Here is a 13,427-nt window from a genome sequence, read left to right as displayed (position 1 = left end):
CTCCTATTGAGTAATATTTCACAACTTATCACCTCAATAAGATTATATCATAAATACAAATATATTTTTATAGATTTATATAGATTATTTTTAACTGTTAAAAGCCTCCATTAAAAAACTCATACTTGCTAATTCCTATACTCTATATTTATAATTTTAATATACAGCATTCAAATTATCCAATCGAATATTCTTATATATGATTCAATTTTTTTATTGCTTTAATAAAAGGAGGATATTTTTATGAATTTCAAACAAATTGATTGTGCTATAGAACTATCAGAACTTTAAATTTTAGAAAAGCATCTGAAAATTTATTCATAAGTCAACCATCATTAACCTATCAGATTCAAACATTAGAAGAAGAACTAGGCTTTACCTTATTCTACCGTTCTGCAAAAGGAGCTGAATTAACACCTGCTGGAGAACAATTCTGCAGTGATTTAATTGATATAAAAGATGACATGAAAAATGCCATTGAACGAGGGAAAAATTTCAGCAATAAATATACAGATTCTTTGTCTATATCTGTCCCTCTTCGAAGTGCAATTTATTTTCTTCCTCATATTATGAAACAATTCAAAAATGAATTTCCGCATACATCATTAAATATTAAATACATATATGGAAATAATAGAGTTAATAGTTTTCTCCGTGGTAACGAACAAATTATATTTGGTCTAAAAACACAAATGGAATGTATTCCTCAGATTAACTTGCACAAATTATTTGACAGTCACATATATCTTGTTTCACAAAAGGAAGATCCATTAGCATCACTTGAAATTATTACACCAGAAGATTTAAAAGATCGCACTATTATGATAGGTGGAGGATCTCCTCCAGAACTTCAAAAAGTACAGAAATTTATTATTAATTCTGTTCATGTAAATACTTTTAATAGTGCTGACCATATGACAACTTTGACAAATATTGCAGCAGGAAATGGAATATGCCTTGTACCAGGGTTTTGCAATAACCATTTAGATGAATTTGCCTGGACTCCAGTTTCTTTTGATATACCAATTGAATGTGTTTTGGCCACACATAAAGAAGATAACAGAGAAAGTGCAAAAAAATTTATTCAAATTGCTCAAAAATACTATAAAACAACTACAATTCAACTATAAAAAATTAAAACAAACCAAATACTGCTATATAAATTATCTCTATAAAAAATAATGCAGAAGTATTTTAACTATTCTTCTGCATTATTGCTATTCTTTTTATATCCATCTCTCTATTAAGTATTAACAAATACACCTATCATTTAATATATATATACTTCCAATAACTCATCTCTGTATTTAAAATATCTTCCCATCATAAACTTTTACTATTTAATACTTTCTATAACTTTTAATAACTCATTTCTATCAATTCCATCAGAAATACTTATAGAATATACTATTCCATCTTTTATCCAGCCAGCTACAAAAATAAGTTCATTATTTCCTTTAACATTTACTTCTAAATTGTTACACTTAATTACTCTTTCTTTCTCATATATATTGTAATCTCCACTTATATCAGTATATGAATCTGCCTTTTCCATTCTTAAAAGAATTTCTTTATCAGCATTTTTATTATATGAAATCTGTAATAATTTATTTGAAATTACACTTATGTAATCAATAGTATAATCGGAAGGAATATAAGAAGGTACTTCACCTTTAAATTTAACAGCACTTTCAGCTTCTTCTAAAGTTTTATATTCTACTATAGGATTTGGAATCTGAAATATAACATCTTGTCCAAAATCCCACTTTCCTGAAATATCAACTTTATATCCATCAGGAGTAATTGTATCTGATGCCATAACTCCATTGTCATAGAGAAAATACCAATTATCTTTATCCTTTATCCATCCTGTTTTTATCTCACCATCTTCAGCCATATAATACCATTGATTATTTATCTTATTCCATCCTGTTGCAATCAAACCATTTAAAACATATATTTGCTTACCATCATCTGTGAAACATTTAAAACTGCCTACTGCTTTTGTATCATTAAATAATACGTTATAAAATTGGATAGGAACATATATTTCATTATCCAATATCATTGGAGTAATACCTAATGATTGTGGTGCACTCATTCCAATATACTTACTGCTTGTGTAAAAATATGAATCATGTCCAATTGAAATTATACTTCTAATTTCATCATTTTCAATTTCCACACCATCTTTTCCTTGTGTAATTTTAAATCCTAAACCTTCTGCTGTAGATTCTAATGGAATCATAATATGTTTATTTATTATTTTTATCTCTGAACTTTTTATAGGAATTTCTTTTCCATTTATAATGACTATACTATTTTTTTCTTCTTTTTTATTTGAATCTTCTTTTCCTGACATATTAGAACTTATCAAAATCGGATTTGAAGAAGAAACATCCTCACTAGATGTTACATCAATTGCAAAAGCTTGATGTGTTAAACCTGCTGTAGTTAAAATTCCTAATAAAGTAGCTATTATCTTTTTCATATTTTTCTCTCCTTACTCATATTTATTCTCAGTTCTGGCCATCAACTGCTTTCACTATAAATACAACTAAGATCAAGAAAGTGTTGCATCGAATTTATTTTTATTTTATAAAAAACTTACTTAAATAACATTATTTCTTTTTAAATTCCAATAAGCAAATACACTGACTAAAATATATCCTATAACAGAAATAATTGATGATTCTATTCTAAAATCTCCTCCTGTAATCATAAAAGATTTTGAATTTAATACATATGAATATTCTTTAAAATTACTTGAACAGTAGATACTATGTCGTTACAAGTTACTATTGATTTTTATTAATCGCCAATCTTTTTATAATACATATACCTATAAGATCAGCTAAAAACCATCCTATTGGTATTGAACACCATATTCCATTCACATTAATGAAAGGTATTGAAGAAAGTATATATGCCAATATCACTCTTGTCCCAAGTGAAATAATAGTAAGCAGAAGTGATACTGATGGTTTATTTATTCCTCTGAAATATCCATAAAGCAAAAATAATATTCCAATCAACACATAAAATATACCTTCAATTCTTAAATATGTAACACCTATTTTTATAATCATTCCTTCTTCTGCATTAACAAATACCTTCATGAGTTGATTTGCACATACACATACAATAATTGAGATAATAGAACAAAAAATTGCTGAAGTCCTCATAGCTGTTTTTGTTCCTTTTTTTATTCTGTCGTTTTGTCCTGCGCCATAATTTTGAGATACATAAATTGAATAAGCATTTCCAAATTCCTGTGCGGGCATATATGCAAATGTATCAACTTTAACACCTGCGGCAAATGCTGTCATTACATCTGTTCCAAAACTATTTACTAGTCCCTGAACCATAAGAATTCCAAAATTCATAACTGACTGTTGAACTGAAGATGTAATAGAAAGATTCAGTATTTCTTTATATGGTTTATTTCCAGATAAAAATCCTTTTATTGAAAAACGAAATTGAGATTCTTTTATCCATGTATAAATACAAAGACCTATTCCTGATATAGCTTGTGATATAACAGTTGCTATTGCTGCACCTCTCAACTCCCATTTAAAAATCAAAACAAAAATCAAATCAAGTCCAATATTAAGTACAGATGTTGCTCCTAAAAAATAAAGTGGAACTACTGAATTTCCTACTGCACGCAGTGCAAATGCACAATAATTATATAAAAAAATGAATATGATACCTAAAAATACTATAGATGTATATTGATACATCAAATCATAAATTTCATTAGGAATCTGAAGTATTCTCAAAATAGGATTAATAAATATCTGTACAATAATCCAAATAAAAACAGATATCACACCTATTAATGCAAATGCAGTCTGTGTACATTCTTTTAATTTCTGATTTTCTCTTCTTCCCATATAATATGAAAAAACAGAACCACTTCCCATACAAAGTCCTATTATAACTGATGTAATAAATGTCATTAATGAATACGCTGAACCAACCGCTGCTAGTGAATCTGCGCCAACAAACTTTCCAACTATAACTGTATCTGCAATATTATACAATTGCTGAAGCAGATTTCCTAAAATCATAGGCAGTGCAAATAAAAGTAATCCTTTATTTATATTCCCATTTAATAAATCAATTTTTAATGTTTCTTTCTTCATCTTTTACATCTCTGCTCTCTTTTCAATTTTTCTATAATTTTCTTACTAAATAAGAGTAAATTGTTTTTCTTTATTATATTTAATCATTTTAATATCCTTCTTCATATCTTTATCGATGATAATCACATTTCTGACATTGAACCATTGTATTTTCATTATCATCTTTATAAAAAATTCCTGCCCATCTGCATATACTCTGCAAAATAGGAATAACAGATTGACCTTTTTCAGTTAAGCAATATTCTACTCTAGGTGGTATTTCATCATATGATCTTCTTAAAACCAGATTATTTTTAATTAATATCTTTAAAGTAGAAGCAAGTACTGCATCTGTAATATTACCCATTTCTTTTCGAAGCTCACTATAACGAAGTACTCCTTTTGAAGACAATACACATATTATTCTCGAATTCCATCGTCCTCCAAATATCTCTAATCCCTATTCTAATGGACATCTAATATCTTTTTCTATCTTCCTTTGATACATACCCCTCCAATAATATTGAATTCACATCAGCCAACTCCAAACCATTATTATATGGCAAAAAATAAATTAACTGTAATTCAACTCCTATATTTATTGGTAATTATACAGTAGCTACTATCTAGTTACAAGTTACTATTAAATTTATTAGCAGCTTATAAATTTCTTTATATCTTAACATGTATAAGTAATTTTTATATTATTAATACATCAAATTAATGGAGGTAAGTATAGATATGAACAAAAATGTAATTAAAATCTTAAAAGAAAATGTATGGTATTTAGCAACTTATTCTAATGAACCAAATGCTATTCCAGTTGCATTTAAAGACATTACTGAAGATGGTAAATTAATTGTAGGAGATGTATTCTTAAAAACCACTTTAACTAATATTGAAACTAATGGAAAAATTGCAGTTTCAGTTTGTGATGAGAAAACTATGGAGGGGTATCAAATTAAAGGTACTGCAAAATATATAACAGAAGGTGACATTGTTGATACATTTAAAGAAATGGTTGAAAACATGTTTAATGGCAAAGCTACTGCAAAAGGTGCTTTGATTATAACTCCTCAAAAAATAATTGTCACTACACCTAATGAAGATAATAAAAAAGAAATATAAAAAACATAAATTCTCACAAAAAATTTTATGCTAAAGCATTTCTCAAATTTCTAAAGAAATACTTTAGCATAATAAAGCTGAAAATATGATTATTATATTAACATTTCACTCACATCTCTTCTTTTATTTCTGATTTCTTAATGCAAAATATAGGTATACATAACAAAATAACTGTAATACATGACATTACCAGAAAAGTCACATTCAACCCATGAATCTGTGCATTTACACCAAAATTTTCAACAGAGTGTTCTGCAACAATTGTCATTATTGCAACAAAAACTGAAGAACCTATTGCCCCAGCTATTGTTCTAAGTGATGTAAGAATTGCTGTTCCATAAGCCGTATCTTGAATTTTAATTCCACTAAGTCCCCAAGTTACCAATGGCATCATCAAGCATCCTATAGAAATACATCTTATTGCATTTAAAATTGCAACGATTATTATAGACATGTTTAATGATATAAATACCATACCAATATTACTTATAAGCATGAATATTGCACCTGATATAAATAATTTTTTCATTCCAATTTTATCATATATCTTTCCAGCAAAAGGACTTACTATAGCCATTAAAAGAGACCCTGGAAGAGTTACTATTCCAGATATTGTTGCCGACATACCTTTAATAGTTTGTACATATAAAGGTATTATAATAGAAGATCCCATCATTACAAGATATAACAACATGCTTCCTATTACACTAAGCATATATTCTTTATTCTTTAATATTCTTAATTCAAGAAAAGGTAAATCCATATGTAATTGTCTATATACAAACATAATCATTGTTGAAATTCCTAACAAAACAGGTATTAAAATATTCACACTAAAAACAGAATAATTTCCTATATTCCCTATTCCTAATATAATACCAGTATATGCAAAAGCACTTAACACAAATGATATCACATCAAATTTTTGTTTTACAGTATCAAGAACATCATCGAAAATATAAACTGCCAATAGAAATGAAAATGCCATTATAATCAATGCAACTGCAAATATCATTCTCCATCCAATATGATCTACAATAATTCCTGCAATTGTCGGTGCTATAACAGGAGCTGCTCCTACAGAAAGCCCATATAGTCCCATAACAGAACCTGATTCTTCTTTTGGATATATACTAAGAATAATTACTTGCGCCATAGATGTTAAAATTCCATTTCCAGCTGCCTGAAAAATCCTTGCAGCCATTAGAGTCATAAAATTTGTTGAAAAAATAGCAATAATCAATCCAAACATAAAACACCCAATTGCTGATAAATATAATTTTTTTGTTTTAAATCTTCTTATAAAAAATGCAGTAGCAGGCATCATTATTCCCATTGCAAGTGAATATCCACTTGTAAGCCACTGCCCCATAGTTGCACTTATATTAAAATCTTTCAAAATAGGTGGTAATGATGTTGTAAGCGATGTGGCAAGCATTGATGTAGCAATACATGTAACCAATATATTAAAAAATATTAGTTTTCTTTTTCGTTTATCAATTATCATCTGATTTTTCATTCCCTTCAAATTCATCAAGTTTAAAATTTTGCATATTTAAAATTTTGCATAAATAAAAGCTTTTATTACCTTAACATTTGTAACTTTATTAAAAGTATATTATAATAATTTTATTTTCACCATTACAAAACTTTCAAATATGTAAAGATAAAGGAACAATAATGAATAAAAGTAATAATAAAAGATATCAATTAACAGATATGAAAATTGAAAATGCACTTCTAAAGCTTCTTAAAGACAGGGATTTTAATTCTATTTACATTAATGATATATGCAGAGAAGCTAATATTTCTCGAACAGCTTTTTATTCTCACTACGATGATATAAATGATTTGATTTTAAAAATCCAAAATAAATATCATTCTCATATTATTAATATCCTTATAAAAGATAGATCTTCATTAAAGAATACTTTTACTAGGTATTTTTATTATTTAAAGGAACATGCTGATTTTTATAAAGCTTTTTTTAACAGCCCTGAAAATAGACTAATTACAAATCAGACTTATGATGTAATATTTAATCTATATCCTGAATTAGTACATATACCAAATAAAACTGAACGAGAAATTAAATATCATATGCTTTTTATAGGAGCCGGAATAAAGTCTATTGCTCATAAATGGATTCTTGATGGGTGCATAGAAACACCAGAACAGATGAGTGATATACTGCTTCATGAATATACTCCATAAAAATACAGGCAGGAAATTATTTAAAATTTCCTGCCTGTATTTTGTGATTTTTTCTGAAGTGCTTACAGTAATTACCATCTAATTAATTATAACCAATTCAAAAGACAATAGGTAGATTTTGTTTTACACAAATATACCTACTGTCCCAATATTTATATATTTAACATAACTACTGCCATTTATTAATTTGCAAGCAAAACAGCTTTGACATCTTAAAAATCTCTAAATTACAATTTTAAATATTCTTCTGCTGATACAACTTCTGCAAACATACCTTTTAATGATGCCATAATACTATTGTGAACAGTTTCTGCTTTAATTTTTTCACCATCCCATTCTAAATCTTTTGTTGTACACGCATCATGTATAACCATTACCTTATAATCATAATTTTGTGCTGCTCTTGTTGTTGTATCAATACACATATGACTCATCATTCCAACAATTACAAGACTATCTGCATTAATTTTCTTAAGTTCTTCATATAAATTTGTTTTTAAAAATGCATTAGGATAATTTTTTGAAATTATTATTTCCCCATCTTTAGGTTTTACAGCTTCATTAAAATCAAGTAAATAATCACCATTATCTCTTCCATTTACATTAAACATATGTTTTACATGAATTATTGGCTTATTTTCATTTCTGAATTTGTTTAAAATTTGAGCTGCCTTTTCTGCTGCTTTTTCTGGTTCATGTAATTTATAGTTTCCCTCTGTAAAATACATATGTAAATTACCCACTTTTTTGTGGGTATAATAATCTATCTATTGTTACGTTGATTTAAATAATTAGATATACTTTCTGAATTTATTCCTTTTTTTCTAAGCTCGTCTTCCTTTCCATTTTCAATCATATATTCTATTCCAATACCTTGCATTATTTCAAAAGCTTTTAACAGCTTAATCCCTTTATCTTCTGTAAGAAAATACTCAACATGAAGTGGATACCCTTTAGATTTTACCTTATCAATAATTTTAAATTCCTGAAGTTCTTTCAATTGTTCAAGAAGCATTTTTTGTGTAATTCCATTAATTCCTTTTTCAAGTTCTGCTAAAGATTTTGAACCTTTTTTTAGTTGAAATATTATTATAGGCTTCCACTTTCCTTTAACTATATCATGAATTATTTCAACAGGACATGTATAATCTTTTCTTATCTTCATTACTTTCACCACCAATCATATTTGTATATGATTATACCATGTTATAGTATTATTTATTTGGTTGGTCAATTTAAACTGAAAAAATAGATTAAAAGTATTCAGCAATTATAGTCACGAATTTTATTGTTTTATAATAGTATTTTTCAACTCAAATGTTATTACTTTACTACTTACTGTATACATAAAATCAAGGTTATTCTTATCTGCAAGTTCTTTACATAAATATAATCCAAGTCCTGAACTTGTAATACAATTTTCCAGATTATCATCAAACTTATTATATTTCACAAATGGATCAAAAAGATTTTTTAAAACATCCTCAGGTATTTCAGTTATTTTATTACTTATGTTAAAAAAAAATTTATCCTTGTCTCCATTAAGTTCTATAAGTATTTTATTGCCAGCTGAATACTTTAAGGCATTATCAATTAAATTGAGAATTATATGCTCTACATCATCTTTTATAGCTTTTATCCTAATTTCTTTCATATCTATAACAAATTTTTTATTTAATCTTTCTGCTCTATCTATAAGTCTTTCACATATTTCATTTATCATCTGCTTCAAATCAAACTCAACTGCAATTTCTTTTTTTCTTACCCCACATCTCGATATTTCAAGTAATTTTTGAATCAAATCTCTGAGTTTACAACATTCCATTAACATTCTATTTATAGCCCTATTTTTAAATTCTACATTCATATTATTTATATCTTCTTCATCTAATATCTGAAGATATCCATATATTGATGTTATTGGTGTCTTTAGTTCATGAGTAGCATTATTAAAAAACTCTTTTGAAGCTGCTTCAAGCTTTTTCTTATCCACTATCATTTGATTAAATGCATCTGTAACTTGCCCAATCTCATCCTTTGAAGAAATCTCTATTTTTTCAGGTTCTTTTCCTTCTCCATATTTATTCATTTCTTTTATTAATATTTTTAATGGGCGTATTATTCTATTTACAAAGTAATTTAGTATAATGGTAATTGCTGCAAGAAGTATTGACTGTACTCCAATAATATTTGCCATTGTTTTCTTTATGTTACTGTAATACAAATCATAATTTTTTTGAATAATAAGACTGCTGTCATAATCACCATTAAAATAAATAGGATATACATATGTAGATATTAGTCCATTTCTATTGTTAAACCGTATTAGAGCTCCTTTTGATGCTGAATCTTTCAGTATATTTTCTATACTGTCTGATTTTAACATATTCCCGCCATCACAAATTACATTTCCTTCATTATCATATAATCCCACATAACATTCATAATTACTGTTTACTTCATATATAGTTTTACTTCTTACTTTTTCTGAATCCTCAATTACAATATCACCATACTTTAATGTACTTGTTGTAAAATTCTTAATTCCTTCCATATCACTTTTTATATTTGCTTTAAGCTGATTATAAAAAGTATCGTATACCAAAATGCTTATTCCAAAATTTACTCCTAAAAGTGCTATAATAACTACTGTCATTATTTTCCCTTTTAATGTTTTAAGCACATTATCCACACTCCTTACTTAAAACATGTTATTTAAAAACATACCCCACTCCAAAAACAGTCTCTATAACTGAATTTTCTTTATCTTCTCCAAGATGTGCCCTAAGTCTTCTTATATGTACATCAACAGTTCTGGTATCACCATAATCATCATACCCCCATACTTTATTTAAAAGCTGCTGCCTAGTAAAAACATGCCCTTTATTTTTATATAAAAAGCTCAGTAATTCAAATTCCTTTCGCTTCAAAATAATTTCACGGCCATCTTTTTTTACTATTCTGTTATCCAAATTTATTTCTATGCCTTTTACAGCCACTTCTTTCTTTTCTTCTGTAATATCTAAATCTATATTATTTGAAAGTGACTTATCAGCTCTTCTGAAAACAGCATTTATTCTCGCTATAACTTCTCTTATTTCAAAAGGCTTTGTAATATAATCATCAGCACCTATTTCCATCCCTAAAATTTTATCAATTACATCATCCCTTGCTGTAAGCATTATTACAAAACTTTTAGGACTCATTTTTTTACATAATTCAAATCCATTTATATCTGGAAGCATTACATCCAGTAAAACAAGCTGAGGCTTAAATTCCTCCATTAATTTTAAAGCATTTTCTCCATCATAAGCACCTTTTACATCAAAATTCTCCTTTGATAATGCAAATTTTAATGTATCATTTATTGAAAATTCATCTTCAACAACTAATATCCTTTTCTTTAACATTTAATCTCACCCCTATTTGACGACAACCTGCTAAAAATTACTTTTCTTTTTTCTCATTTTTTTCTTCACTATTTTTATTTTCTTTTTCTTCATTGGTGTTTTCTTTATTATCTTCATCAACATCCTTGTCCTTATCATATGCATCAGCATTATTATTTCCTAAATTTTTCCTATTTTCTTCTCTGTCTGAATTATTAGAATTGACTTTTTCCTTTTTTTCTTCGTCATAATACCCACTAGAATTTTCTTCTAAATTATCATCAGGAACAGTTAAAAGTCCATCCTCTCCTAAATAGTATTCATTTCCATCTTCAATGACAAGGCTGTTTTTCTGCATAACTCCATCAGTATAAAAATAATACCATCCTTTTTGAGTTTTTACCCAACCAGTTACTTTTTTATCTCTATTATCATAATAATACCAGTCACCATTAGCTCTTTTCCATGATGGACTTGTCTCCCTATAATCTGGTTCTTCATTTTTTACAGGCGCTGAAACTGTCTGTTTAGGTTCAATTTTACTGTAATTTTCTTCATTTTCTTTTTTCTTTTCATTATTATCATTTTCACCAGTTTTGTTTTCAACAGTTCTGTTTTCATTGTATTTATCAATGTTCTTAAAAGCATTATTCAAAGTCACTTTTTCTTCAATATTCCATGAATTTTCTCCATTATTTTGTTGAAAATATGTAATAAGATCGTATACTCTATATACATTTTTTATTTTATTATTACTGTTGTCATACAGCTGTTCATGAATAAGAACATTATCAGTATCAATCATATTAATTGATATGCTGCTATCCTGGCCATAAATTTTAGGCACCTGCATAAGCATTTCAAAACCAGTATTCTGAAATTTTGCAAAATAAATTTTATCATTATTGCTTTCATTTTTCTTTAAAATCACATACTGACTATACAGCTTATCATATGCACATAAGTTTATACTCTGTATTTTTTCCAAATATCCACTCTTTAAATTAAATTGTTCTAAAGAATATTCATTGTTATTTTCAATTTTCTTGGAAGATAAAAATATTTGTCCATCAAATCCGTATGCATACTTATAATCATAATTATCATTTATATCTTCTATTTTCTCTTTTTGCAATAATGTAAATTCATTTTCTTCCTGTACAATTTCATATATTACATTATTGGAACATATAGCATAAAACTTATTGGTTTCAGAATCAAAAAAAATATTACAGATTTCATTAGATTTTTCCATTTGATATTTATAATTACTATTATCCTCTATATTGTATAATACATATTCTTTCTTATCATCAATATCTCTTGAAAATACGACATATTTATCATTACCACTAACAGCACAGCATACATCATACTTTAAATCTGAAAACAATACATGATTCTCATCTTCTGAAAGATCAAAGTATTTATCTTGTGAAAAAATTTTATCACCAATAACATATAGATTTCCTTTTGAATATTCATCTGGAAGCTTTATTCCTGAATCCTTTAAACTTCCATCTTTATTTAAAATGTAAATATTACAATCATAAATCTTATCTTTATCATTATAATTTAAAACATATATTTTCCCTGATTTATATCCTATTGGAATCTGAACATAATCATTTTGTGATTCACTATCAATTCTTAAAATACATTTAACATCATTCATACTGACATCAGAATTCAATACTTCACTTTCTTCTCTTGTTCTATAAATATAACAACTTGCACCTGTTATGATAATTATGAGTAATGCCAATAACACTAAAATATTATTAAATATTTTTTTCATTAATTGTTATCTCCTATATAGCTTGTTCAGCACTTATTATATTATTGCCAAATTAAAATCACATTTAAATTTACTATTTCCATTTATATAGAAATTACCTATATCTTACACATCACAGTATAATATTAACTTTTTTCATTTCTTTTTACAATGATGAATTTAAACCTATTTAATTTCTAGTTAATATAAAAAAGATAATAATATTTTTAAAATTAAAATAAGCCCAATAACTGTAAAATAGCCATTGGGCAAATATTTAATATAAATTATTCAAGTATTCAAATAATCATGATATCTAATTTCATATTTTTTATTTATAGAATTCTTTTATATCATATTATATTATTATCTAATCCATGCTCCGTTTTGATCTAAAATATATTTCTGGCCATTATCAATAATAGATATATTCTTTTGAACTATTCCATCACTATTACAGAAATACCACCAATCACCTTTCATAATCCAGCCTGTCTTTTTATTTCCTTGTAAATCTATGCAGTATGTTTTTCCATCCTTTTCAATAAACTTAAACTCTGGCTCTTCTTCTTCTTTAAATTCTGGTTCCTCACGGTTAACTAAAGCACCATCAGAATTTAATTGACACTCATTACCACATTCGTCTTTTATAGTAGTATTCTTATCCATATTGCCGTTTTCATCAAAATGATACCAGTATTGATTTATCTCCATCCATTCATTTTTTATAATATTTTCTTCTGAATATTTCACAAGGTTATCACAATAATGCCAATTTCCATCTACTTTCTT

At 26.9% G+C, this 13,427-nt stretch carries 12 protein-coding genes and 1 pseudogene; 3 read left to right on the top strand and 10 right to left on the bottom strand.

Annotation, left to right across the window (positions count from 1 at the left end; genetic code table 11):
• Positions 1-263: 263 nt before the first annotated feature.
• Positions 264-1,130, top strand: a complete 867-nt coding sequence (locus tag Q0F58_RS13185; protein WP_294377368.1) for a LysR family transcriptional regulator — start codon at positions 264-266, stop codon at positions 1,128-1,130.
• 206 nt (positions 1,131-1,336) lie between these two features.
• On the opposite strand, the gene Q0F58_RS13180 is transcribed toward Q0F58_RS13185, so the two are convergent.
• The 3 genes from Q0F58_RS13180 to Q0F58_RS13170 all read right to left on the bottom strand — a co-directional run bounded on the left by Q0F58_RS13180 (position 1,337) and on the right by Q0F58_RS13170 (position 4,578).
• Positions 1,337-2,491, bottom strand: a complete 1,155-nt coding sequence (locus Q0F58_RS13180; RefSeq protein WP_294377366.1) for a stalk domain-containing protein — start codon at positions 2,489-2,491, stop codon at positions 1,337-1,339.
• Positions 2,492-2,798: 307 nt separating this feature from the next.
• A complete protein-coding gene (locus Q0F58_RS13175; RefSeq protein WP_294377364.1) occupies positions 2,799-4,148 on the bottom strand; it encodes an MATE family efflux transporter in 1,350 nt (449 codons plus the stop codon).
• Positions 4,149-4,257: 109 nt separating this feature from the next.
• Positions 4,258-4,578: a helix-turn-helix domain-containing protein gene (locus Q0F58_RS13170; RefSeq protein ID WP_294377373.1), complete on the bottom strand. Its 321-nt coding sequence runs from the start codon at positions 4,576-4,578 to the stop codon at positions 4,258-4,260.
• Between the two features lie 290 nt (positions 4,579-4,868).
• Here Q0F58_RS13170 and Q0F58_RS13165 point away from each other — a divergent pair, with 290 nt between their 5' ends.
• Positions 4,869-5,255: a pyridoxamine 5'-phosphate oxidase family protein gene (locus Q0F58_RS13165; RefSeq protein WP_294377361.1), complete on the top strand. Its 387-nt coding sequence runs from the start codon at positions 4,869-4,871 to the stop codon at positions 5,253-5,255.
• Positions 5,256-5,364: 109 nt separating this feature from the next.
• Here Q0F58_RS13165 and Q0F58_RS13160 read toward each other — a convergent pair whose 3' ends face one another.
• The gene (locus tag Q0F58_RS13160; RefSeq protein WP_294377371.1) at positions 5,365-6,789 is read right to left on the bottom strand and encodes an MDR family MFS transporter; all 1,425 of its coding nucleotides are present in this window, start codon (positions 6,787-6,789) and stop codon (positions 5,365-5,367) included.
• 146 nt (positions 6,790-6,935) lie between these two features.
• On the opposite strand from Q0F58_RS13160, the gene Q0F58_RS13155 reads away from it, so the two are divergent.
• Positions 6,936-7,469 carry a TetR/AcrR family transcriptional regulator gene (locus Q0F58_RS13155; RefSeq protein ID WP_294377359.1) on the top strand — a complete coding sequence of 178 codons (534 nt, stop codon included), beginning with the start codon at positions 6,936-6,938 and terminating at the stop codon, positions 7,467-7,469.
• Positions 7,470-7,696: 227 nt separating this feature from the next.
• Here Q0F58_RS13155 and Q0F58_RS13150 read toward each other — a convergent pair whose 3' ends face one another.
• The 6 genes and pseudogenes from Q0F58_RS13150 to Q0F58_RS13125 all read right to left on the bottom strand — a co-directional run.
• Positions 7,697-8,197 carry a cysteine hydrolase family protein gene (locus tag Q0F58_RS13150; protein WP_294377358.1) on the bottom strand — a complete coding sequence of 167 codons (501 nt, stop codon included), beginning with the start codon at positions 8,195-8,197 and terminating at the stop codon, positions 7,697-7,699.
• 35 nt (positions 8,198-8,232) lie between these two features.
• A complete protein-coding gene (locus Q0F58_RS13145; RefSeq protein WP_294377355.1) occupies positions 8,233-8,634 on the bottom strand; it encodes a helix-turn-helix domain-containing protein in 402 nt (133 codons plus the stop codon).
• Between the two features lie 120 nt (positions 8,635-8,754).
• Complete coding sequence (locus Q0F58_RS13140; protein ID WP_294377353.1) at positions 8,755-10,152, bottom strand: HAMP domain-containing sensor histidine kinase; 1,398 nt, start codon at positions 10,150-10,152, stop codon at positions 8,755-8,757.
• Positions 10,153-10,180: 28 nt separating this feature from the next.
• Complete coding sequence (locus tag Q0F58_RS13135) at positions 10,181-10,879, bottom strand: response regulator transcription factor (protein WP_294377350.1); 699 nt, start codon at positions 10,877-10,879, stop codon at positions 10,181-10,183.
• A 37-nt stretch (positions 10,880-10,916) separates the two neighbouring features.
• Entirely contained in the window at positions 10,917-12,656 is a 1,740-nt protein-coding gene (locus Q0F58_RS13130; RefSeq protein ID WP_294377348.1) for a hypothetical protein, read from the bottom strand.
• A gap of 345 nt (positions 12,657-13,001) precedes the next feature.
• Positions 13,002-13,427, bottom strand: a pseudogene (locus Q0F58_RS13125) (hypothetical protein); the annotation flags it as partial.

Source organism: uncultured Clostridium sp., assembly GCF_934754915.1.
Taxonomy (GTDB): Bacteria; Bacillota; Clostridia; order Clostridiales; family Clostridiaceae; genus Clostridium.
Note: the sequence above shows the minus strand (reverse complement) of the source record. Positions and strands in the feature narration are given on the sequence as shown.